Here is a 22125-nt window from a genome sequence, read left to right on the forward strand (position 1 = left end):
GCGGTTATCTGCCGGGTTTGGTGCTCAATTTTTTGAGCCAGGGCCCGGTGATGGCCGCCTGGGGGGCGTCCTCTTTCGAAGTCTCGGCATGCTCGATGTCAGTCTCCAGCACGCAGCGTTCGAACGTCTCGCCTTCGACCCTTACGCGAAAGCGCGCCTCGCCACGATCATTGGGCAAAAGGCCGACGATCAGACCAAGACGGCTGTTCAAGGTCGACTGAGCGGCACTCGCCCTCAGCGTGACCTTGTCGCCAATCTCATAGGTTTTGCGGCTCATGGTGGTCTCCTGAAAAGGGCCCTGAGACGCAAAAAGGCCGGGTTGTTCCCCGACCTCTTCCCGTCATTCAAGCGCCTCCCTGCCAGTACATCCGTGGTCAGAGGAGGGCGAATGACAAATTATTCGGCCCTGAGATTGTCGGCCGAGCTCTTGCCCGTTCTGCGGTCGGCAACAACGTCAAAGGTCACTTTCTGACCTTCGTTGAGCGAGCGCATGCCAGCCCGTTCGACCGCGGAGATGTGTACAAACACGTCCGTGCTGCCGTCGTCGGGCTGAATGAAGCCGAAGCCCTTGGTGCCGTTGAACCATTTTACCGTGCCTGAAGCCATGACGATTTCCTTTCAATCGCTGAATTTACCAGAAATATTTCTCTGGCGGTGATCGATATTTGAGAGGAGATCTGGCCGCGCGGAAGCGCCGTGTCAAAGGTCACAAGCAATATTCGATGAGGTGATATATAGACGATACTTTTTGAAACTCAATGAAAATATTAAATTATTTGATTTTGAGCGATCGCGAAAACATCTGCAAAGGCCTGAAATGGCGGGTTTTTCGTCCATTTATTTTTCTTGTTATTCAAGCTGATACGGCTTCTCGAGAGCCAGACGCTGTGCGCGTGAGCCACGCCGCGACCCGGCGTTGCGCGGTGCTCCGGACGCATAGCTGCTGAATGAAAAGGCAGGCGCTGCTTTGAGGGCGGGCAAGCGGATTCTTGGATCGGCAAGCGGGCTGTCGCTGGCCATTTCGACCAAAGCGGCCGGTCGCGACAGGAGGCGCGAAGGTAGAAGGCGGCGGCGCGCTGTCTTCGGCGCACCGCCCCCGCTTGTCAGGCGCTTGTAAAGGTCTGCGGCGAGACCTGCAATGCGGCGGCGATGCGCTGCAGCTTGGCGGGATCGGTATCGGCGCCAAGCTCGATCTTTGAGATTTCAACTTCCGTCAGGCCAGTCGTGACCGAGAGATCGTCGACCGTATAGCCGGCGGTTTCACGCGAATGCTTGATGGCGGCTCCGATATTGACGCGGGACAGAGATGCGCCGGGGGCCTTGGTTAGGTCTTTCTTAAAGGACATGAAGTGTCTCCTTCGTTGGTCCACCGACAAAGAACATTGTCGGTTGAAGGGGGCCCAAAACTGAAATGCGACTCGGACAGATGAGCGCGAACCTAGGGCGCCGCTAATATAAGCGAGAAGTTTCCGGGCGCAAGTTTGCGGTCGAATTTTTGTGAAATGCCTATTTAAATCAATTGTTTATCCTGTGATTTCCGCGCCCGGAGGCCGGTAAATCCCATCGGTCAGGAGCATCATCTCTACGACGCGCCGGTGCTCGACGCAGTGCAAAAACGGCAGGGAATTTCACACAAGGCGAGCCTCGATCAGAAAGGGTCCACGCCGCGACAGCGCGGCATCGAAGAGCGCGGCGAAGGCTTCGCAGGAGGTCGCGACGGCCGCCTCGACGCCGAAGCCGCGGGCGAGCGAAACCCAGTCGAGCGCGGGGTTGTCGAGGTTCAGCATGCGGCGCGCGTTCGTCCCGATCTCTTCGACGCCGACATTGCGCATTTCGGCATGCAAGATGGCGTAGGTACGGTTGGAAAAGATGACGGTGACGATGTCGAGGTTTTCGCGCGCCTGCGTCCACAGGCCCTGAATATTGTACATGGCGCAGCCATCGGCCTGCAGGCAGATCACCTTGCGGTCGGGACAGGCGATCGCGGCACCGGTGGAAAGCGGGATGCCTTCGCCGATCGCGCCGCCGGTCTGCATGAGGAAGTCGTGCGGCGCAGAGAAGGCCGAAAGTGCGAAGTAACGCCGGGCCGAAGTGGCCGCCTCGTCGCAGACGATCGCATTTTCGGGCACCTTATGGGCGACGATGACGGCGATTGCGTCTTCCGTCAGCGCGCCCGAAGGTTCGCCTTCGTCTGTGGGGACGCTCGGTGTCGGCAGAGGGTGGGACGGGCTGATGCCGAGTTCGTCGCGCAGCGCTTCGAGCGTTCCCTTCAGGTCTTCACCATGGCGGGCAAGCGTGACCACCGCGCAGCCTTCCGGCACCAGTCGGCCGGGCTTTCCGGGATAGGCGAAGAAAGCCACCGGCTCCGGTCCGCCGACGAGGATCAGAACCTTGACGTCGCGGAGCGTTTCGAGCGCCATGTCGATCGGGTAGGGGATGCGCCGCGGCGCCACCCGCCCGCGGCCGCGCTGGGTGTGGGCGACAAGCACTTCGTTGAAAAGCTGGACGTTGCAGGCTGCCGCGATCCGCCCGGCGATGGCGAGGCTCTCGGCCCTTGCGGCGGCGCCGCTTAAGACCATGGCGACCCCTTCCGGGTTTGCTCGGACGAGGCGGGCCACCTCGCGGACCGTCTCCGCACTTGCCGGCCGCGGGGCTTCGACAAGCACCTTTTGCGCAGGCGCGTCGGTGGAAAGCGCGCCCCAGGACGCGTCTGCCGGCAGGATCATGGTGGCAACGCCCGGTGGCGTCAACGACGCGCGATAGGCGGCCGCCGCCGTCGGCCTCACGTCGGAGGGATCTTGCACCCGCCGCACCCAGTTCGACATCGGGCGGGCCAGGCCCTCGATATCGCTGGTCAGCGGGGCATCGAGCGCAAGATGGTAGGAGGCATGGTCGCCGACGACGTTGATGACAGGCGTGCGGGCGCGCCGCGCATTGTGCAGGTTGGCAAGGCTGTTGGCGAGGCCGGGACCGGTGTGGAGCAGGGTCGACGCCGGGCGACCCGTCATGCGCGCATAGCCATCGGCCGCACCGGTGACGACGCCTTCGGAGAGGCCGAGAATACAGCGCATCTCCGGCTTGCGATCAAGGGCGGCGACGAAGTGCATTTCCGACGTGCCGGGATTGGCAAAACAGACATTCACATCGTTTGCCAGAAGTGTATCGACGAGGATGTCCGCACCTGTGGTGCGAATAGGTTGGCCGCCTTCTCCCATGCGCGTGTCCCCCGATGGCGTTCACGCATGATAGCTGCAAGTGATGCGGGTGCAAGGTAGGCTTGCGGCGGCGCTCGATGCGCCGCCCAAGTGGGGTTACGTCCGCTGCCAGGCGAGATGGGCGCCGAGCCCGATCAGCACCGTGCCGCCGGCGCGCTGCAGCAGGCGCTGTGCCCGGGTGGAGCGGCGCATCTTGACGACGACGGCATCGGCGAGAAACACGCAGACGAGATCGGCGGAGGAGAACATCAGGTTGACGACGGTGCCGAGCAGCAGAAACTGCACCCACACCGGGAAGGCGGCGGAGGCATCGGTGAACTGCGGCAGGAAGGCGACGAAGAAGATCGCGGTCTTCGGGTTCAGAACCTCGACGGTGATGCTTTCGAAGAAGGCGCGGCGGGCCGATTTCGCCTCGACCGCGGGCAGGTGGCCATCGCCGCTCGCCTTGGCACGCATCAGCGTGAAGCCCAGCCAGACGAGATAGGCGGCACCGGCTAGCTTCACCGCGAGATAGAGCGTCGGCACCGCATGGAACAGGATCGAGAGACCGGCGGCGGCCGCAAGGACATGCACGTAACCACCGAGATGGATGCCGAGCGAGGCCATCAGCCCGGCAAAGCGGCCGCGCGCCATCGTCTGCGCAGCGGCGTAGAGCATCGCCGGTCCCGGAATATAGGCGAAGATCGCCGTGGTGACGAAGAAGGTGAGGAGAATGTCGAGCGACGGCATGGGATACCTCGTCTGCTGATGCGCGGAGTCGTTCTAAGGTCTTGCGCGGGAAAGTTGACGGAAAATCGGAACGTCTCATCCATCGGGTGAGATGCTAGACGAGGCGCCCGTTGAGCGTCAGACCGGTATCTCCCCGGAGACGAGGCGATCCTCGGGCCGCGCGCTGGCTGCGAGCCCTGCGGCCACGCCCTGACGATCTTCAATGCTGCGGTTCTGACTGAACTTGCGCTTGCCGTCGAGGCGGTCGATCGGCAGCCGCAGACCGATGATGCCGCGAAGCTGGGCCTTGACGAAGGCGGGTGGCGCGTCGCTCACCTGCCAGGGTTCGGCACGCGCCGCCTCGTGACGATTGGTCAGGCGGGTGACGACATCGAGAAGCCGGTCCTCGTCGGTAAAGAACTCGACCTCGCCATAGGCATGCACGGCCGAATAGTTCCAGGTCGGCACGACCTTTCCGTGCTCGCGCTTGGAGGCGTACCAGGAGGGGGTGACATAGGCGTCCGGCCCCATGAAGGTCGCCATGGCCGCGCCGATCGGCGCGGTCGTCCCTTGCGGGTTGGCGCGGGCGAGGTGGCCGTAGAGCGTGCCATGGGGGCCTTCGTCGCGATCAAGCAGCAGCGGCAGCGGCGTGGCCAGCAGGCCATCGGCCGTGGCGGTGACGAAAGTGGAAAGCGATGCGGCCTCGATGATCGCGTGCAGCACGCTCAGTGTTTCCTTCTTGAAGGCTGCGGGTGTGTACATGATCTCGCTCCTTGTGCTTGCCACTTCATAGAGGCAAACTGGACCAGAACGAATATCCAGTTTCCGTATAAATGAGTGGGCCAGTTGGTGACGGAGAGCAACGAGGCGAGGGGCGGGACCACCCGGCGTATCTACGAAGCGCTGAAGGCGCAGATCCTCGGCGGCACCTATGGTCCTGAGGATCGGCTGCCATCGACGCGGGCGCTGGCGGCCGAGCTCGGCGTCTCGCGCACCACCGTGACTGCGGCCTATGAGCAGCTTCTTTCCGAGGGGTTTCTGGAGAGCCGGCAGGGCGCGCCTTCAAGGGTGGCGCTGCTGCATGCGCATGAGGGTGTCAAGCCACGCCCCGCAGGGACGACTTTCCGGCCTGCGCCGAGACCGGCAGCCCCTGTTCGCCTGTCGCGCTTTGGAGCGGCCCTTGGCGACGGGCCGACCTGGGTGCCGCCGCAGTCCGGTGGGTTGATCGCCGATTTTCGCTACGGCGACCTGTCGGCCGCCGATTTCCCGGCGGAAGCCTGGCGCCGGTCGGTCAACGCCGCACTTCGGCGGCGCCAGCCGCGGCTCGCCTATGACGACCCCGGCGGCTCGGCGGAGCTGCGGGCAGCCCTTCAGGCCTATCTCTGGCGGGCACGCGGGCTCAGATGTGCGCCGGACCAGATCATCATCGTCAACGGTTCGCAGCAGGGACTGGATCTTGCCGCCCGCGTGCTCGTCGACCCCGGCGACCGCGTTGCGATCGAGGATCCCGGCTACGTCATGGCGCGCCGGGTGTTTGCGGCCGCCGGTGCTGAGGTGGTTCCGATTGCCGTCGACGGGGAGGGGCTGCGGACCGAGGCGCTCGCGGGGCTTGACGCCGTCAGGCTCGCCTATGTCACGCCCTCGCATCAGTTTCCGCTCGGCGGCGTGCTATCGGCCCGGCGCCGGCAGGAGCTTCTCGCCTGGTCGCAACGCAGCGGCGCCTACGTGATCGAAGACGATTACGATGGCGAGTATCGCTACGATATCCGCCCGATCCCGCCGCTGCAGACGATGGGCCATGCGGAGAACGTCCTCTATCTCGGCACGATCTCGAAGAGCCTGTCGCCGATGCTCCGGCTCGGTTATCTCGTCGTGCCGCCGCCGCTTCGCGCCGTCTTCGCCGCCGCCAAGCAACTCGTCGACCGGCATTCGCCCAGCCTCGAGCAGGAAGCGCTGGCGACGATGATTGCAAGCGGGGCCTATGAACGCCACATCCGCAGGAGCCGGCGCAGCAATGGCCGCCGCCGCGAGGCGCTGCTCGCGGCGCTCAAGGCGGAACTCGGCGACGAGGTGACGATATCGGGCGCCGATGCCGGATTGCACGTCGTCGTCTGGTTCGAGCGGCTGGACCGGACGCAGGAAGGCGAACTGATCGCGCGGGCGCGGGCAGCGGGCATCGGCCTTTATCCGATCTCGCCCCTCTACGGCGCCGATGAAGCCGGTCACCGGCCGGACCGCGCCGGCATCGTCATGGGCTACGCAAGCCTCGAAGTGCCGCAGATCGGTCAGGGTGTCGCGGCGCTCGCGAAGCTGCTGGGTGATTGGCTCGATTAGCACCGGCGGCACAAAACGCCATGCAGATCACCATTCGGCGTGGGCCGTGCGTCCACCTGTGATAGGGTGGGGCTATCTTCCGCCATGGCCCGGCCTCGGGGCGGGCGGCAATGGGAGCGAAAATCACGGGCAGGGACGGAGCGGCGCAGGGGCGTCGACTGGGGGAGCAGATGGCAGACCGGAGAGTGCAGCCGTTGCAGCCGGGACAACCCGCACCCGCCTTCGAGCTTGCAAGCGCCAATCGGGACGATCCGGTTTCGCTTGCGAGCCTTCGCGGCCGGCCGTTTCTGATTGGCCTGTTCCGCGGCCTGCACTGCCCGTTCTGCCGGCGCCAGATGCGGCAGTTTTCCTCCGTCGAGCCGGCATTGCGCGCCGTCGGCGTGGAAACGCTGGCGGTGGTCAATACTCCTGTCGAACGGGCGCGCCTCTATTTCCGCTTCCAGCCGACGCCGGTCACGGTCCTTGCGGATCCGGACTGCCAGACGCACAGGGATTTCGGCGCGCCACAGGCCGCGCTGCTTCCGCCCGAAAGTACGGAGACGCCGCAATGGCCCCATCGCACGCGGCCTGCCGATTTCGCCGCAGCGCGCATCAACCCGACAGGCGAGCTCGCCGAACCGATGCATCCGATGCAGGCCAATAAGCTGCTCAATGCACGCGAAGGCTTCGAGCCGGACGAGACCGATCTGCGCATCTTTGCCGAACACGGCACGCAACTGGTCGGCCACTTCCTGGTCGATGCAGCCGGCATCATCAGCTGGAGCGAGATCGAGGCGCGCTTCGGCCCCGACGAACTGGGCGTGTTCCCGAGCGCCGCGGAGATCATGACGGCCGTCAAGAGGGTCGCAACCTAGTACGGGCAACCGGCTTGCAAGCCGGGGCCTGCAAACAGGGTGCAGGCCAAGGTCGCAACCGGCCGCGCGTTACGGTTAGCTGCTTGCGCCCTGGCCGGGTCTGCTCACAGTGGCCAACTCTTCAGTGTGGCGGTGTGGCCTTCATGAGATCTCTTCGCATACATCCCCAGCTTCACGACATGTTCGGTGAATAGCAGCCGCCGGCCTATCTGCTGGCGATCCTCCTGTTCGGTGTCGGTGTTGCGGCCACCTTTGCCCTGTCGGCGGGCCAGATGCTGGCAGGCCTTGCCTGGTGGCGGGCGGCACTGGCGCTTGTCCTCGTCCTCGATATCGCCGCCGGCTGCATCGCCAACTTCACGCCCTCGACTTCTACGCGGCGCGGCCGCGCAATCGCTGGATCTTCATCGCGATCCACTTCCATGTGGTCATCGTCGCGCTGCTCGTCGGCACCGGGCTCGGTGCTGCGGTCGCCGTCTGGGCCTATACGATCGCTGTGGCCGCGGTCGTCAATCTGCTTGCGGGACGCGCCGCACAGACCTTTGTCGGCGGGCTGCTGCTGGCGGTCGGCCTCACTGGCTTGCCGCTGTTGCCGGGCTTGACGCCGGCGATGGCGGCGGTGTCGGCCCTGTTCATGCTGAAGGTGCTTTTCAGCTTCGCGGTCGATCACTACCGCACCGTCGTTTCCAGCAGTGGGTAGCCGCGCTGGCATCCTTGCCTTGCAGGACCGCATTCAATAGCCTCGGAAGTGGCAAGCTCAGGGAGAGGCTCATGGCAGTTTCAGCGGCAGAGGCGGCATTGCGCCTTCCAACTTTCGACGACGTGCAGGCGGCACGGGACCGCATCGCCGGCATGGCGCATCGAACGCCGGTGCTGACCTCGCGTACAGCCGATGCCGCCACCGGCGCGCGGCTTTTCTTCAAGGCGGAAAATTTCCAGCGCGCCGGCGCCTTCAAATTCCGCGGTGCCTACAATGCGATCGCCGCCTTGCAGGAAGGCGGCCAGAAGCGCGGCGTCGTCGCCTTCTCCTCCGGCAATCATGCGCAGGCGATCGCCTATGCCGCACGGCTGCAGGGTGTTGCCGCGACGATCGTGATGCCGAAGGATGCGCCCGAAATGAAGGTGGCGGCGACCCGCGGCTATGGCGCCGATGTCGTGTTCTATGACCGCTACACCGAGGACCGGTCGGCGATCAGCGCGAAGCTGGCGGCCGAGCGCGATGCCGTCCTCATCCCGCCCTTCGACCATCCTGATGTGATCGCCGGGCAGGGCACGGCGGTGCTGGAACTGATCGAGGAGGTGGGCGAACTCGACCTGATCGTCACGCCGCTCGGCGGCGGGGGCCTGCTCGCCGGCACGGCACTCAGCGCCCAGGAGCGTTCGCCGGGCGCGGTCGTCGTCGGCGTCGAGCCGGAGGCTGGCAATGACGGCCAGCAGTCGCTCAGGAAGGGCGAGATCGTCCATATCCCGGTGCCGAAATCGATCGCCGACGGGGCGCTCACCAATCATATCGGCGAACACAATTTCCCGATCCTCAAGCGCGGTGTCCGCGAGATCGTCACGGTGAGCGACGCCCAACTCGTGGAGACCATGCGCTTCTTCGCCGAGCGCATGAAGATGATCGTGGAGCCGACCGGATGCCTGGCGGCGGCCGCCGTGCTGCAGGGCGTGCTTCCCTGCGCCGGGCAAAGAGTGGGCATCGTGATCAGTGGCGGCAATGTCGATCTCGCGACGTTCTGTGCGCTGCTGCAGTAGAGAGCGGCGGTCCCAGAGTATCCGTGTTGGTCAAGTACGGGTTGGTTCCCATATGCGGCCATCCCTGAGCAATGCGTTTGCGATGATGATGAGCTTTCGCATGACGGCGGTAATGGCGAGAGTTTTGAGGCTTTTCCGGCGGCCTTGAGCCGGTCGTACTTGGCCTTGAGGTCGGGATTGAAGCGGATGGCGACGAGCGCGGGCATGTAGAGTGCTCGTCGGACATTGGCCCGGCCGCCGCGGATGAAGGCGCGGCCGNAGAGTATCCGTGTTGGTCAAGTACGGGTTGGTTCCCATATGCGGCCATCCCTGAGCAATGCGTTTGCGATGATGATGAGCTTTCGCATGACGGCGGTAATGGCGAGTTTTGAGGCTTTTCCGGCGGCCTTGAGCCGGTCGTATTTGGCCTTGAGGTCGGGATTGAAGCGGATGGCGACGAGCGCGGGCATGTAGAGTGCTCGTCGGACATTGGCCCGGCCGCCGCGGATGAAGGCGCGGCCGATCCACTGTCCGGACTGGCGAGCGACCGGAGCGAGGCCGGCGAGGGAAGCGWCCTGGGCCTGGTCGAGTGTACCGAGTTCGGGCATGTCGATGAGAAGCGCGAAGGCGGTGATTGCTGACACGCCCGGGATCGAGACGAGRATGTCGAAGCGTCGTGCGAGGTCGGGATCGACCTTGATGAGCGCCATGATCTCGTTTTCGAGGGCCGCGATCTGGCGCTCGATCTGCCTGAGCTGTTCGGCGTTGTGGCGCTTGAGGATCGGCAAGGTCAGGTTTTTCGCCCTGTTCCTGGCSGCCGTTCGGTTCTTCACCAATGCCTCGCGGGCCATGYGCAGGTCCTTGAGATCGTTGAGGGTCGGGCCTCGCGCCGGCCGCGCCTGAAGTTCGAGCAACGCCCCCATGCGGGCGAGCATCGCAGCATCCARCCGGTCGGTCTTGGCGAGCCTGCCGGTGGCCTCGGCAAATCGCCGCGCCTGACGCGGATTGACCTTGACCMGCGCGAAGCCCGCCTCTGCCAGCCTGTGCTCAAGGKCCCGATGATAGGGGCCTGTCGGCTCGCAGACGATACGCAGCCCAGGCCGCTCCAACCAGCCGATCAATGTCCTATGGCCACGGCTGTCGTTGGCGAAGCGCCGGCTCACACCGTCGCTCAGCCTGTGGACGTCGAGATGGTCTTTCGAGATGTNCTATGGTGAGCGCGAATATGAGCTTTTCGGCTTCCTCACCACATCCCCTCCAGCCAGCCGATCAATGTCCTATGGCCACGGCTGTCGTTGGCGAAGCGCCGGCTCACACCGTCGCTCAGCCTGTGGACGTCGAGATGGTCTTTCGAGATGTCGACCCCGATGCTATCGTTCATCATCTTTCGCTTGTCCTGTGCTTGTCATCCGGAGCCGAACTCCGGGTATCCGTTCAGGCCTCAAGGGAAAGACGAGGGCGATCCGACTCTAGCTCGACCCATCAAAAGGTCCGCAATTCCAACGATCCGACCCTCGCCGCTGCGGGAGGGCGGCGACCCTCCCGCAGCGGTTCCNGGCGATCCGACTCTAGCTCGACCCATCAAAAGGTCCGCAATTCCAACGATCCGACCCTCGCCGCTGCGGGAGGGCGGCGACCCTCCCGCAGCGGTTCCKTTCTGACCTGTTCGGCAGCCAATGTCATAAGACAAGCAATTCCAGGGAAAGTTTGCAGCGGTTTTCCTTCCGGAATTGCGAAATTCCAAACCAGAACAACACGAAAGCGTGAATTGGGGGGGTGAATTTTTTGCGTGTATTTTGGTTGGGTTTCGTCATGCCGCTCAACCGCAATCTAGAGGGTTTGCTCATGAGAACGCTCATTCTTGCCATCGCCGCACTCGCGCTTACGGGCTCCAGCGCCTTCGCTGATCCAATTGCAGATCGCAAGGCTATCATGAAGGAGCGCGGTAGACTGGTCGGCACCGTCGCTCCCATGGTCAAGGGAGAAAAGCCGTTTGACGCTGCCGTTGCCATGACCGCCCTCAAGGGCCTTAGCGAGAACGCAGAAAAATTCGACGTGGACGTCTTGTTTCCCGCCGGCAGCGAAACCGGAGACACGGCCGCCTTGCCGGCAATTTGGCAAGATATGACCGCGTTCAAGGCGGCTGCCGAGAAATTCCGGGTGGATGCGGCCGCTGCCGTCGCTGCCAATCCGCAGGATCTCGAAGCATTTAAGACGCAGTTCAACGCGGTAACCACGAATTGCGGCAGCTGTCACGAGAAATTCCGAATGAAGAAAGAGTAGCAGCGACAGGCATACGAGCCTGCTCAAGTCGCCCGTCGGATGCGAACCTTCCGGCATTGGCGGATGAAACCGGCGAGCGATGTCCGCATTGTCGAATAGCCAAGGATAAGATCAATGGCGCTTGGCGCGTCTGCACACGCGTGCAGCGGCGAGGCTGACGTTGCGACAACATTTCGACGCGTGGCTGGCTTGCCGCGGCGACCGACGATCGATGATGCAAGCCTCGATCCGGCCGGTTGCAATGGCTGCGTCTTTCCGGTTGCCTTAAGCGGCAAAAGTGGCACACTGGGCATCGCGCCTTGGCGCCGGGCTTCCCGGTGTGCTCCAAGGCTGCCGTAATGATTTGATTTTCTAAAGGAATTTTTCCTCCGGACGGTTGTCGCCGGAGCGTAAACAATGGACGAAAGCAGAGGATTGCAGCGGCCGTTGGGCGCCTTGCCGGACGCGGCGCTGTCAAGAAAATAGAGTGCTCCCATCGCGCCCGGCGGGCGCGGCGCACACACACATTGGAGGGTATCGTGACGCTTGCAATCAATGACCTCGCACCGGACTTCGAGGTCGGAACGACCGATGGCACCATCCGGTTTCACGACTGGATCGGCGACTCCTGGGCGGTCCTGTTCTCGCACCCCAAGGACTACACGCCCGTCTGCACCACCGAGCTCGGCTACATGGCGCGCATCAAGCCGGAATTCGACCGGCGCGGCGTCAAGATCATCGGCCTCTCCGTCGATCCGCTCGACCGGCATGCCGGCTGGGCCGCCGACATCGAGGAAACGCAGGGCCATGCGCCGAACTTCCCGATGATCGCCGACGTCGACTACACCGTCTCGAAGCTCTACGGCATGCTGCCGGCGCCTGTTTCCGGCGACCCGACCAAGCGCACGCCAGCCGACAACCAGACGGTGCGCAACGTCTTCGTCATCGGTCCGGACAAGAAGATCAAACTCGTCCTCATCTATCCGATGACCACCGGCCGCAACTTCGACGAGGTGCTGCGCGTCATCGACTCGCTGCAGCTGACCGCCAAGCACAAGGTGGCGACGCCAGTGAACTGGAAGCAGGGCGACGACGTCATCATCGCCGGTTCGGTCAGCGACGAGGACGCCCGCAAGGTCTATCCGGAAGGCTGGAAGGCTCCGAAGCCCTATATCCGCATCGTGCCGCAGCCGAAGGGCTGAGGCGTCGCATCGGCAAAGGGTGAGGGAAGTGCCCCTCATCCGCGCAGTGAGGGAATTGCCCCTCATCCGCGCGGTGAGGGAAATGCCCCTCATCCGCCTGCCGGCACCTTCTCCCCGCAGGCGGGGAGAAGGAGACATGCGGTACCCGCTCGGCTCTTCGCCTCCTCCAACGTTTGGAGGTTGCGGCTGGCGCGGTCGTGGGTGCAAGCTTAGCTCCCCCCGCACGGGGAGAGGGCAAACTCGGGCGTCCGGCAACGTCCCTTCGCCCCGCTTGCGGGGAGAAGGTGCCGGCAGGCGGATGAGGGGCGCATCCCCTCACCGTGCGGATGAGGGGCGGGCCGCCGTCTGTTGCATGACGCCTCGATGCAAGGAGCCGCCGATGATCTTCCGTCAATTGTTCGACAGCGTGTCCGGCACCTACACCTACCTGATCGCCAGCCGCCAGGGCGGCGAGGCGCTGATCATCGATCCGGTGCTGGAAAAGGTCGAGCGCTACCTGCAGCTCGTCCGCGAACTCGACCTCCGGCTGGTCAAGGCCGTGGACACCCATCTCCATGCCGATCACATCACCGGCCTCGGGGCGCTGCGCGACCAGACCCATTGCATCACCGTGATGGGCGAGCAGACGGCGGCCGACGTCGTTTCCATGCGGGTTGCGGAGGGCGACCGGGTGTCGATCGAGGGTCTAAGCCTCGACGTGCTCTATACGCCCGGCCATACCGACGATTCCTATTCCTTCCTGATGGGCGGTGACATGGGGCGGCGGGTCTTTACCGGCGACACGCTCTTGATCCGCGGCACCGGGCGCACGGATTTCCAGAACGGCGACCCGCGCCAGCAATATGACTCGATCTTCAACAAGCTCCTGAAGCTGCCGGACGAGACGCTCGTCTACCCGGCGCACGACTACAAGGGCGACACGGTTTCGACCATCGGCGAAGAGAAGCACTTCAATCCACGTCTCAGGGTGAAATCCGTCGACGAATATGTCGACCTGATGAACAACCTCAAGCTGCCGAACCCGAAGATGATGGATGTGGCGGTGCCGGCCAACGTCCATATCGGCCTGCACCAGGACGAGATCGCGCGGCGTGGCTGGGCGCTTTCGGCCAAGGAGGCGCTGGCGCTCTGCGGCCGGGCGAAGATCGCGCTGGTCGATCTCCGGGAGAAGGCCGAGCGGGAAAAGCACGGGGTCATTCCCGGCTCGCTGCACGCGCCCTATCCGGATCTCGAGCAGAACATCGCGACCGGCGGCGTGCTGCATGAACTGGCGGAGGCGACCGGCAAACGCATCGTCTTCTACTGCGCCTATGGCGAGCGTTCGGCGATGGCTGTCGAGGCGGCACAGCAAGCCGGCATCGCGAGCGCCTGCCATATCGAGGGCGGCATCGCCGCCTGGAAGAAGGCGGATGGGCCCGTGACGCATTGACGCCGGGCGCGGGCGCGCCATCTCATAGGTGCGTTCAAAGAGCAGGGGCCGGCCATGCACAAGTTTTCCGTCAGCGTTGTCAGAGAGTTCGAGGCCGATAGCGCCGAGGAAGCAGCACTTCTGATGTACCAGTATCTGACGCGCGAGCCGGCGCCGCTCACCTACGCCGTCACCGATGCGGCGAAGAAAGCCACCAGCCTGACGCTCGACCGGGAAAAGGCCGACGAATTCGCCAGCATCGATCACAGTGCTGATCCGGGCAACTGGTAGCACCCGCTGGCAGCGGCGGCTGTGGGCAACAGCCACGAATCCGACATTTTCGGTTGCAAATCCTCAAGCATTCACGTCTCGACTGCGGGTGTGAAAGACGCGGTTCCGCGGGATTGCGCTTCAGGAGGAAACCTGCCTTGTTCATTGCCCATCTGCCGGCAGGCTATCTGCTGAGCCGCCCCTTTGCGCGTCGCAATCCCTCGCAGGCCCGCGCCATCTTCGGCATCGGGCTGCTCTGTTCCGTTCTGCCGGATTTCGATCTCGCCTATTTCTACCTGATCGACCAGCGCCGCACGCCGCATCACGACTACTGGGTGCATACGCCGGTCTTCTGGCTGGTGCTGGCGGCGGCGATCGCGCTTCTCCTCATCGCCACCGGGCGACGCAATCAGCTCGTCCTCGTCAGTGTCGGGCTCATCAGCGTGCTCCTGCATCTGGTGATGGATTCGATCGCGGCAGATATCCGCTGGCTCTTTCCCTTCGCCGATCTCCGGGTGAACCTGGTGCATGTGCAGGCGGTCTATAAGCCCTGGTATCTGAACTTCCTGCTGCACTGGACCTTTGCGCTTGAGCTGGCGATTTGGTTGGTTGCAGGCCAGTTCGCCCTGCGCGATTTCAGGGCGCGGCGCGCCATCGGGAAAGAGGCTGCCCGTGCGGCAGAGCCGTAGGCTCCACGAACTCCGGCATGCAATGCTTGCGGTCTCGCGCGGTGCTGCGGCGTGAACGCCGATGAAGAGGCCCTCCCCATGCAACGTGCGGTGTAGCCGGATCGTTGACGAAGGCCGTCGTTCTATGCATCCTGCCGGCCAAGAAACGAAGATGCCGGCAGACGGCACAGGGAACACTGCAGCGCCGCGGTCTTACCGGACCCGCAAAGGTCGCTGTATCACTTTGATAGCATTCGCATAGCCGTGGCGCGCGCCTCGTGTTGCCCCGGAACTTGGACGCATTCCTGATACGCATTCACGACGTCATTCGCATCGATTAATCGAGGCCGGAGGGGACTGTGAAGGGAAAGTCGAGGTATCTGCCAGCGGCGCTGGCTGTCATGCTTGCCGCATCCGTGACCGTGCCGGCCACTGCCGCCGACCTGGTGATCGCCATGCCGAACTGGCCGTCGGGCCAGGCGACGGCCAATATCCTGAAGGTCGGCATCGCCAAGAAGTTCGGCCTCGATGCCGAGGTCAAGGAGCTCGGCACGCTCAATGCCTTCGTCGGCTTCGAGACGGGCACGGTCGATATCCAGCCCGAAGTCTGGCGGCCGAATTTCGAGGATGTCGTGCGCAAATACGTGACCGACAAGGGTGTCGGTCAGCTGACGGAACGCAGCGTGCCGGCCTGGCAGGGGCTTTGCGCCACGCCGGAAGCCGCCGCGACGATCAAGACGGTCGCCGATCTCAGCGACCCCGAGAAAACCAAGATCCTCGACACTGACGGCGACGGCAAGGGCGAGATGTGGATCGGTGCTGCGACCTGGCTTTCGACCGGTATCGAACGGGCGCGGGCGGCGGGCTACGGCTATGGCGAAACCCTGACGCTGTTCGAGGCGGAAGAGGAAGTGGCGATGGCGGCGGTGGACGCGGCGGTCGCGACCGGGCGGCCGATGGTGTTTTACTGCTACGCGCCGCACCATGTGTTCGAGCTGCACCAGATTGCCAGGCTCGAAGAGCCGCCGCACGATGCCGCCAAGTGGAAGATCGTGCCGCCGAGCGACCCGCTCTGGGTGTCGAAATCCAGCGCCTCGACCGCCTGGGAGGCGGCGCATTTCCAGATCGCCTATGCCACCGCCTTCGGCAAGAAGCACCCTGACATTGCGAAGTTCCTGGAGAAGGTGGATTTCTCGCCGGAGGAAGTGACGAAGATGAGCTACGCGCTGGAGGTCGAGCGGCAGGCGCCGGCCGACTATGCGAAGAAATGGGCCGAGGACAACGCAGCGCGCATCGACGGGTGGGCCAAGCCATGACCGCGACATCCGACCATAACCGTCCTGTCAGCAAGGATCAGCCGGCATGGACGCGGCGCAAGCTCGGTGCTGCCGTTCTTGCCGCTGCGCTCTGCCTCGGTCCGCTGGCCGCACTGGCACAGACGCAGATCTATGATGCCCGCACCAAGAAGTGGGTGAATTACGACAAGAAGAAAGCGCGGCAATACTTCGCCCGCAACAACCAGCTGCCGGAAGCCTTCCGCCGCCAGGTGGTGCCGTTCCGCACGGCGGAGCAACCCGGCACCATCATCATCGACGGCAACCAGCATTTCCTCTACCTGGTGCAGCCGGGCGGCCAGGCGATCCGCTACGGCATCGGCGTCGGCCGCGAGGGCTTCGGCTGGGCCGGAATCGTGCGCGTCGGACGCACGGCGGAATGGCCGACCTGGACACCGCCGGCCGAGATGGTGGCCCGCGACCCGAACGCCGCCAAATGGGCGGCCGGCATGCCCGGCGGGCCGGACAATCCGCTCGGCGCCCGCGCGCTTTATCTCTACGAGGGCGACCAGGACACGATCTACCGCATCCACGGCACGGTCGAGCCCTGGACGATCGGGCTCGACGTTTCGTCCGGCTGCATCCGCATGAACAATGACGACGTCACCGACCTGCATTCCCGCATCGAGATCGGCGCCAAGGTGATCGTGCTGATGCAGGGGGCAGCACTCTACAAGGGGGTATGACGTCGCTCGAACAGGGGTGGCGAGTGCTTTTAATTGGCCGCAGGGTCAGGCGTGGCCAATCCGTCCCGCAGGACCCAGTGACAGGCAAATACTCAAAGGGGAGAACAGATAGTGAGCGAGGGGATGTTGCGTTCGAAGGGGTTTGTTCCCGTGGCTTTGGCGCTGGCCATAATCGGTGGCTGCCAGTCAGCGCCCAAACCTGAGGATATGGCGCGCACGAGCCTGCAGACGGCGCCGGCCGACCTGCAGCTGATCTGCGCCAACGCGGTCGCGGGCACGGCGAAGCTCGAAAGCACCAAGGTGCTACCGACGAGCTCCCGGGCGCTCGACGCGACAAGCTACAGCGTCGATCTCGACGCAGGCGGCCGCAAATACAACTGCGTCGTCGATAGTACCGGCAGCGTGAAATCCGTGACGCCGGTTTAGGCGGGCAAGCGCCCGCGCTTGCGCGACCTTCGCTGATAATCAATCTCCAAGGCTGAACAGCGTCGCAGGGTCGGCGACGACCGGCGGTGCATAGAAGGTCAGCCGCGCGGCATCCATGAGAAGAAGCGGCTGGACCATTTCGCCGGCGAGCCTGGTGATCCAGTCCTGAAGTTCGCGCAGCTTGTCGCCGTTCTCTGCCGAGAGATCCTTCGTCTCGGACGGGTCGGCGGCGATGTCGAAAAGCTCCAGCCTGGAGGGCAGGGCTGCCTTCCAGACGAGCTTCCAATTGTCCTTGCGCACAGCACCAGCGGATCGACATTGTAGACGAGCTCCCCGCGCGGCGAAGGTTTGCCTTCACTCAAGGCCGGCCAGAGGTTCATGCCGTCGAGCGGCTTGTTCTTGCCGAGCGGCGCACCGGCGATGGCTGCGAGCGTCGGGTACATGTCGACGACATGGACCATGCCGCCGACCTTGCCCGGCTTGATCCTTCCCGGCCAGTTGGCAAGCGCTGCGACGCGGGTGCCGCCTTCGTAGAGCGTGCCCTTGCCGTCGCGGTAGGGGCCGTTGTTCGCCGGCAATCCGCCGCTGACCTTGTTGTCGCCGGCAAAGAGCGAGCTTGTCACGCCGCCATTGTCGCTGTGAAAGACAATCAGCGTGTTGTCGCGCATGCCGCGTTTTTCGAGCGCTGCCACCAGTTTGCCGATGCCATCGTCAAGCACGGAAATCATCGCCGCGTAGGCGCGGCGGTTTTCATCCGCGATGTGCTTGTAGCGGTCGAGATAATCCTCAGGCGCCTGGAACGGCGTGTGCGGCGCGGTAAAGGCGAGGTAGAGGAACAGGGGAGCGGCGGCATCATGCCCTTCCACGACCCGCGCCGCCTCATCGCCGAAGAGCGTGTTGTCGAAACCGCTTTCCTCGAGCGGCTTGTTGTCCCGGTACCAGTCCTTCACCCCGTGGGAGGAATGCTTGAAGTGATCGATTTCGCCGACCAGCGCACCGTAGAACGTATCGAAGCCGCGCTGCTTCGGCCAGTATTCCACCTTGGCGTGGCCGAGATGCCACTTGCCGACAAGCGCGGTTTTATAGCCGGCATCCTTCATCACCTGAGGCAGCAGATATTCGTCGAGCGCCAGCCCGTAGGAGCCGGGCGAGGGGATGACCCCGGTCTGCAGTCCGTAGCGCAAGGGGTAGCGGCCGGTGAGGAAGGCGGCGCGCGTCGGCGTGCACATGGGCTGGGTGTAGAATTCGTCGACGGTCACGCCGGTTTCGGCGAGCTTGTCGAGATTGGGCGTCCTGATGTCGGAGCCATGGAAGCCGACATCGGCCCAGCCGAGATCGTCGGCGATGATGTAGACGATGTTCGGCGGTGTCGTGCCATTGGCGAGGGCCGGGTTTGGGGAGAAGGCGGCAAGGCCAGCCGGCATGCCGGCGGCAACGGCAAACGCCGCGCCGCTCATGAGCGCCTCGCGCCGCGTCAAGCCGCTTTTGTCCTTGTCGGCGACAGCCGTTTCGCCGCCCGCGCGGGCGTTGTTCGCTTGCAGTTCAGACATGCGCACCCCCTGGAAAATAGACCCGCCGGCCGGTGGATCTTTTTATTCGATATTACTAATGTCTACATCTTCCGGTAGCGCCGTCAATCGGTTTGCCGCGACGCCGGCGCTGGGCTTTTTCCTCAGAGCCGTTCGTCGACGAAGGCGACTGAAGGCCGCCACGGGCAGGACTGGCGTCACCTCCAAGCGGGCCGGCGCGTCCCGGGCGGTTGAAGGAAATCAAGTCGTTCGGCATTCCGATCGAGAGCCGAATCTTCAAGTTGTGCCGGGTCTCGATGTTGAAGTCGTATTGTGCGGTGCCGAAATAAATTTGCTGCAGAGCAATAATAATGCCGAGTAATATCGATTGAACGTCAGTATAGCCCGGTATTCTTCTTCCAAACCGTGGAAATATGTGCTCTCATAGGTTTAGTTGGAAGGAGGAAATGCCATGCTCTCGTTCTTCGAGCATTTTGCACTTTTCGACGCCTTGATCGTTGCAGCGATCTGCACGCTTTTGATCCTGAGTTACTTTAGCAGCGAGGCCTGAGGCGAAGCGGATCGGATACCGGGTTCGGCCGATGCGCGGTGCCGGCTGCTGCCGCTTCGGCGCGCCAGAGCTGTTGTTGTGGCGACGGCGCGGCGACAACTCCTGGAATGTTCATTTTGATTTCCGCAACTTTACCGCTGCGATGGCTTTTGCTACTCGTGCCGCAAGGCAAGGGGCAACAGCATGGCAGCTTGGTACTACTCAGCAGGACCAGAACAACATGGGCCTGTCGGTGACGACGAGGTTCGTACCCTCATTCGAGACGGCAAGATTGCGGACGAGACCGTCGTCTGGCGGGAAGGGGCGGAAGAACGGCGGGTGGCCGCAAGCCATCCCGAACTTGCCGAGGTCTTCGCAACGCTGCCGGAGCAACCGGGCGCGCTGGAACCTGTCGCCGAACCGGTCGCGGTCCTGCCAAGGCCGGCCGTCAGCTACCGGCCCTGGCCGCGGTTTTGGGCGCGCTTCATCGACAATTTCCTGTTTATCCCGCTGCTTGGCGCGGGCATCGGTCTGTGGGCTGTCTTCTACGCGCCGAGCACCTACCTGCGAATGGTTTCCATGCCCAGCGTGCTGCTGGGCTTGATGTTGTTGCCCCTCGTCGCGGTGGTGCTTGCCATCAGCATGGCCGTCACGGGGACCACGCCCGGCAAGGCAATCGTCGGTGTGCGAGTTCCCGTGCCGCCCGGTCGCGACCGCTTCGCGTTCTTCCTGGTCAGGGAGTTCATGGTCTGGGTGGCGGGCCTGGGGTTCGGCATTCCCTTCGTTTCCCTGTTCACGCAAATCCGGCAGCACCGGCGCGTTGCCCTGGGGCAGCCCGCGAGCTACGACGATGGCAATCCGGCAGTTCTTGCCGATCCCTCAGAGGTTCGTTTCGGGGTCGCGCTCGCCGTTTCGGCCGCTCTGTTTGTCGGCACCTCCGTGCTCGGGATGGAGGATCGGCAGATGGAGAGGAACCTCCGCACAACCCAATCCTGGTCCAATCCGGTGACGCAGAGGGCGGCAACTATCGGAGCGTCCTGGCAGCCCGAGGAACTCGAAGTCGAGGATGGTCGCGCCTTCTATTTCTTTTCCGCCGAACTTCTGTCGGAGGCGGTGTTCGGTCACGAACAGCTCCCGTCCGAAGGCGTCGAAACCGCCGTTTATGCGGAGGCGCTTGCGTTCGCCTTGGCCTCGGATATCAAGATCACCTCTGCGTGGCAGCCAGTCACGGTCCTCGACATGACAGCCTTGCAGGCAACGGGGAAGGCTTTGGGTGTCGAGGATACGCGTGTTGAAGTGACGGTGGCCGTCAGCGGACGCGACGCGTGGAGAACGTTGGTCTACACCCGCGGAAGTTCTGGGGAGCAGCAGGCGGAGGCGAAGCGGTTTGTCGACGCCATGTTCGCAACGGCGCCGAAGTAGGCGTCGCTTGCATCGGTGGGGGATCGAATGCCTGTCGGGCAGAAGTGTGCAGCGGTTTTGCGGCGACGACGTTCATGAAAACAAGAGCTTAAAGCCTGGCGTGTGACACCTTTTCATGCGACAGGCCTTGGGGACACGCAGGTTGGCGAGACTCGGGCGCTGAGCGGGCGTCAGGCCGATCGGATTGCCGCGACATGCAGCCAGCGGGTCGGCTCGCCGTCGTAGCCGCCGCCATCGGCCTCGCTGATCTCGATGTTCGACCAGCGGCTGTGCTGGAGGCAAGTGCGAAGCCATTCTGCCGAAGGATAGTTGTAGTAGCGCCCCAGGCGGTCGTACCCCTCCGCCTCGCCGGCCTTGAAGCTCGCGTGGAGAACACCGCCCGGCCTCAGCGACCGATGAACGCGCTCGAGGACGTCGGCGAGCTCGGCGCGCGGCACGTGCAGGAGCGACGCTTCGGCCCAGATCCCATGGAAGCGGTCGTGCCAGTCGATCTCCTGAAACTTCATCACCTTGACCTTGCGACCGATGCGCTTTTCCGCCTCGCGGGCCAGTTCCGCCGAGCCGTCGCAGGCGGTGACGTCGAGAGCGGCTTCGAGCATGACGAGGCTGTCGTCCCCGCCGCCGCAACCAAGGTCGAGGACGGCGGCGCCCGGCGGCAACGCGCGCATGAAGGCGGCGAGCCGCGCCGTCGGCGGCTTGCGGTCGCGTGCGGCATAGGTGGCGGCGTTGTCGCGGTAAAAGGCGAGGGTGTCGTCGGGTTCGGCCATGCGTTCGTCTTGGCTGCGGTCCATGAGAGAGCGAGCGTAGCGGATGGTAGTCGCCTGCCACTGTCAAGGCCTGCGCGGCGCAGGCCGCTCGACGACCGGTTCGTCGGTGCCGATCACTATTGCAAACACTGGAATTTCTCTTCGGAAGGCTTGAAGCCATCCGATCCGATCGATCCGCGACTGACGTCCGTGGCGAACGTCGGCCTCGCCGCCAATGTCACCTGATCAGGTGTCACGCCCTGAACTCATGTCAAACAGCCGGCGAGACCGGCTTCTTAACGTCTCACTTGGCGGCCTGGGTGGCGCCGAGGACGTAGCCTCCGTCCCAGTGCCAGATCTGCTTGTCGTCGACCGTGACCTTCACGATCGCCTGGAAACCGGCGAGCGTGCCGCTGCCCGCATGAAACGCACAGGTTCCAAGCGGCGGGCTGGCCGATTCGTAGACGATGCAGTATCCGAGCGCCGAGTCGCCGTTTCCGACGGCGATGACCGCATTGCTGCTGGAGAAGAGCGGATTGGTGATCACCGGTCCGTAGTAGAGGATCTTGGTGCCCGCCGGGATCGCCTCAAGGTTCGATTCCGTGATGGTGCAGAAGCTCGGCGTGTCGCCGGTGAACTGGCTGCACTCCTTGGAGATCTTCAGGGGTTGCGTCGCGGGCGCCGTGGGTGCCGCAAAGGCTGCGGATGCCAGCGCCAGGGTGGCGCCAGCCGACAGGATAAACAGTCTCATGGCCTAGTCCCTCCGGTCGAATGAAGGGCGAAATTCTACTCTTCAGCTCC

General features: G+C 63.8%; 24 protein-coding genes and 1 pseudogene. 13 read left to right on the forward strand and 12 right to left on the reverse strand.

Going from position 1 to position 22125, the window contains the following annotated elements; all coding sequences use genetic code 11:
- Positions 1-4 precede the first annotated feature (4 nt).
- The 6 genes from ASE60_RS24175 to ASE60_RS24200 form a co-directional block, all read right to left on the reverse strand.
- Entirely contained in the window at positions 5-277 is a 273-nt protein-coding gene (locus ASE60_RS24175; RefSeq protein WP_057253730.1) for a hypothetical protein, read from the reverse strand.
- A gap of 119 nt (positions 278-396) precedes the next feature.
- Positions 397-606, reverse strand: coding sequence for a cold-shock protein (locus ASE60_RS24180; RefSeq protein ID WP_057253733.1), 210 nt, complete (start codon positions 604-606; stop codon positions 397-399).
- A 497-nt stretch (positions 607-1103) separates the two neighbouring features.
- Positions 1104-1346 carry a helix-turn-helix domain-containing protein gene (locus ASE60_RS24185; protein ID WP_057253735.1) on the reverse strand — a complete coding sequence of 81 codons (243 nt, stop codon included), beginning with the start codon at positions 1344-1346 and terminating at the stop codon, positions 1104-1106.
- 282 nt (positions 1347-1628) lie between these two features.
- Complete coding sequence (locus ASE60_RS24190; RefSeq protein WP_057253737.1) at positions 1629-3215, reverse strand: acetolactate synthase large subunit; 1587 nt, start codon at positions 3213-3215, stop codon at positions 1629-1631.
- Positions 3216-3311: 96 nt separating this feature from the next.
- Positions 3312-3944 (reverse strand): LysE family translocator, encoded by a 633-nt coding sequence (locus ASE60_RS24195; protein WP_057253739.1) that lies wholly within the window; start codon positions 3942-3944, stop codon positions 3312-3314.
- Positions 3945-4061: 117 nt separating this feature from the next.
- On the reverse strand, positions 4062-4685 hold the full coding sequence (locus tag ASE60_RS24200) for an FMN-binding negative transcriptional regulator (RefSeq protein ID WP_057253740.1): 624 nt from the start codon (positions 4683-4685) through the stop codon (positions 4062-4064).
- An 87-nt stretch (positions 4686-4772) separates the two neighbouring features.
- On the opposite strand from ASE60_RS24200, the gene ASE60_RS24205 reads away from it, so the two are divergent.
- The 4 genes from ASE60_RS24205 (at position 4773) to ASE60_RS24220 (ending at position 8863) form a co-directional block, all read left to right on the forward strand.
- Entirely contained in the window at positions 4773-6257 is a 1485-nt protein-coding gene (locus ASE60_RS24205) for a PLP-dependent aminotransferase family protein (protein ID WP_244495690.1), read from the forward strand.
- A 170-nt stretch (positions 6258-6427) separates the two neighbouring features.
- Complete coding sequence (locus ASE60_RS24210; RefSeq protein WP_057253744.1) at positions 6428-7111, forward strand: redoxin domain-containing protein; 684 nt, start codon at positions 6428-6430, stop codon at positions 7109-7111.
- Between the two features lie 292 nt (positions 7112-7403).
- On the forward strand, positions 7404-7808 hold the full coding sequence (locus tag ASE60_RS24215; protein WP_200964200.1) for a hypothetical protein: 405 nt from the start codon (positions 7404-7406) through the stop codon (positions 7806-7808).
- A 71-nt stretch (positions 7809-7879) separates the two neighbouring features.
- Positions 7880-8863, forward strand: coding sequence for a threo-3-hydroxy-L-aspartate ammonia-lyase (locus ASE60_RS24220; protein ID WP_057253746.1), 984 nt, complete (start codon positions 7880-7882; stop codon positions 8861-8863).
- 30 nt (positions 8864-8893) lie between these two features.
- Here the strand turns inward: ASE60_RS24220 and ASE60_RS34815 are convergent.
- The 3 genes and pseudogenes from ASE60_RS34815 to ASE60_RS34820 all read right to left on the reverse strand — a co-directional run.
- Positions 8894-9121: pseudogene (locus tag ASE60_RS34815) on the reverse strand (transposase); the annotation flags it as partial.
- A gap of 17 nt (positions 9122-9138) precedes the next feature.
- Positions 9139-10047 carry an IS110 family transposase gene (locus tag ASE60_RS24225; RefSeq protein ID WP_057253748.1) on the reverse strand — a complete coding sequence of 303 codons (909 nt, stop codon included), beginning with the start codon at positions 10045-10047 and terminating at the stop codon, positions 9139-9141.
- A gap of 38 nt (positions 10048-10085) precedes the next feature.
- On the reverse strand, positions 10086-10226 hold the full coding sequence (locus ASE60_RS34820) for a hypothetical protein (protein ID WP_156414712.1): 141 nt from the start codon (positions 10224-10226) through the stop codon (positions 10086-10088).
- A 461-nt stretch (positions 10227-10687) separates the two neighbouring features.
- Here ASE60_RS34820 and ASE60_RS24230 point away from each other — a divergent pair, with 461 nt between their 5' ends.
- The 8 genes from ASE60_RS24230 to ASE60_RS24265 all read left to right on the forward strand — a co-directional run bounded on the left by ASE60_RS24230 (position 10688) and on the right by ASE60_RS24265 (position 17098).
- Positions 10688-11125 (forward strand): cytochrome c, encoded by a 438-nt coding sequence (locus ASE60_RS24230; protein ID WP_057254405.1) that lies wholly within the window; start codon positions 10688-10690, stop codon positions 11123-11125.
- Between the two features lie 518 nt (positions 11126-11643).
- Positions 11644-12306 carry a peroxiredoxin gene (locus tag ASE60_RS24235; protein WP_057253750.1) on the forward strand — a complete coding sequence of 221 codons (663 nt, stop codon included), beginning with the start codon at positions 11644-11646 and terminating at the stop codon, positions 12304-12306.
- Positions 12307-12685: 379 nt separating this feature from the next.
- On the forward strand, positions 12686-13735 hold the full coding sequence (locus ASE60_RS24240; protein WP_057253752.1) for an MBL fold metallo-hydrolase: 1050 nt from the start codon (positions 12686-12688) through the stop codon (positions 13733-13735).
- Between the two features lie 54 nt (positions 13736-13789).
- Complete coding sequence (locus tag ASE60_RS24245) at positions 13790-14005, forward strand: hypothetical protein (protein ID WP_057253754.1); 216 nt, start codon at positions 13790-13792, stop codon at positions 14003-14005.
- A gap of 137 nt (positions 14006-14142) precedes the next feature.
- Positions 14143-14673: a metal-dependent hydrolase gene (locus tag ASE60_RS24250; protein ID WP_057253755.1), complete on the forward strand. Its 531-nt coding sequence runs from the start codon at positions 14143-14145 to the stop codon at positions 14671-14673.
- Positions 14674-15053: 380 nt separating this feature from the next.
- The gene (locus tag ASE60_RS24255; RefSeq protein ID WP_057253758.1) at positions 15054-15968 is read left to right on the forward strand and encodes a glycine betaine ABC transporter substrate-binding protein; all 915 of its coding nucleotides are present in this window, start codon (positions 15054-15056) and stop codon (positions 15966-15968) included.
- A complete protein-coding gene (locus tag ASE60_RS24260) occupies positions 15965-16672 on the forward strand; it encodes a L,D-transpeptidase (RefSeq protein WP_057253759.1) in 708 nt (235 codons plus the stop codon). Before ASE60_RS24255 ends, ASE60_RS24260 begins: the two co-directional genes overlap by 4 nt.
- A gap of 123 nt (positions 16673-16795) precedes the next feature.
- The gene (locus tag ASE60_RS24265; protein ID WP_244495711.1) at positions 16796-17098 is read left to right on the forward strand and encodes a hypothetical protein; all 303 of its coding nucleotides are present in this window, start codon (positions 16796-16798) and stop codon (positions 17096-17098) included.
- A 98-nt stretch (positions 17099-17196) separates the two neighbouring features.
- On the opposite strand, the gene ASE60_RS24270 is transcribed toward ASE60_RS24265, so the two are convergent.
- Entirely contained in the window at positions 17197-18648 is a 1452-nt protein-coding gene (locus ASE60_RS24270) for an arylsulfatase (RefSeq protein WP_244495691.1), read from the reverse strand.
- 712 nt (positions 18649-19360) lie between these two features.
- Between ASE60_RS24270 and ASE60_RS24275 the strand changes: the two genes are divergently transcribed.
- On the forward strand, positions 19361-20578 hold the full coding sequence (locus ASE60_RS24275; RefSeq protein WP_057253763.1) for an RDD family protein: 1218 nt from the start codon (positions 19361-19363) through the stop codon (positions 20576-20578).
- Positions 20579-20748: 170 nt separating this feature from the next.
- On the opposite strand, the gene ASE60_RS24280 is transcribed toward ASE60_RS24275, so the two are convergent.
- Both ASE60_RS24280 and ASE60_RS24285 read right to left on the reverse strand, forming a co-directional pair.
- Positions 20749-21345 (reverse strand): class I SAM-dependent methyltransferase, encoded by a 597-nt coding sequence (locus ASE60_RS24280; RefSeq protein WP_057254407.1) that lies wholly within the window; start codon positions 21343-21345, stop codon positions 20749-20751.
- A gap of 283 nt (positions 21346-21628) precedes the next feature.
- Complete coding sequence (locus tag ASE60_RS24285; RefSeq protein WP_057253765.1) at positions 21629-22075, reverse strand: hypothetical protein; 447 nt, start codon at positions 22073-22075, stop codon at positions 21629-21631.
- Positions 22076-22125: the final 50 nt, after the last annotated feature.

Origin of the sequence: Ensifer sp. Root278, from assembly GCF_001429285.1 — a bacterium.
GTDB lineage: Bacteria > Pseudomonadota > Alphaproteobacteria > Rhizobiales > Rhizobiaceae > Ensifer.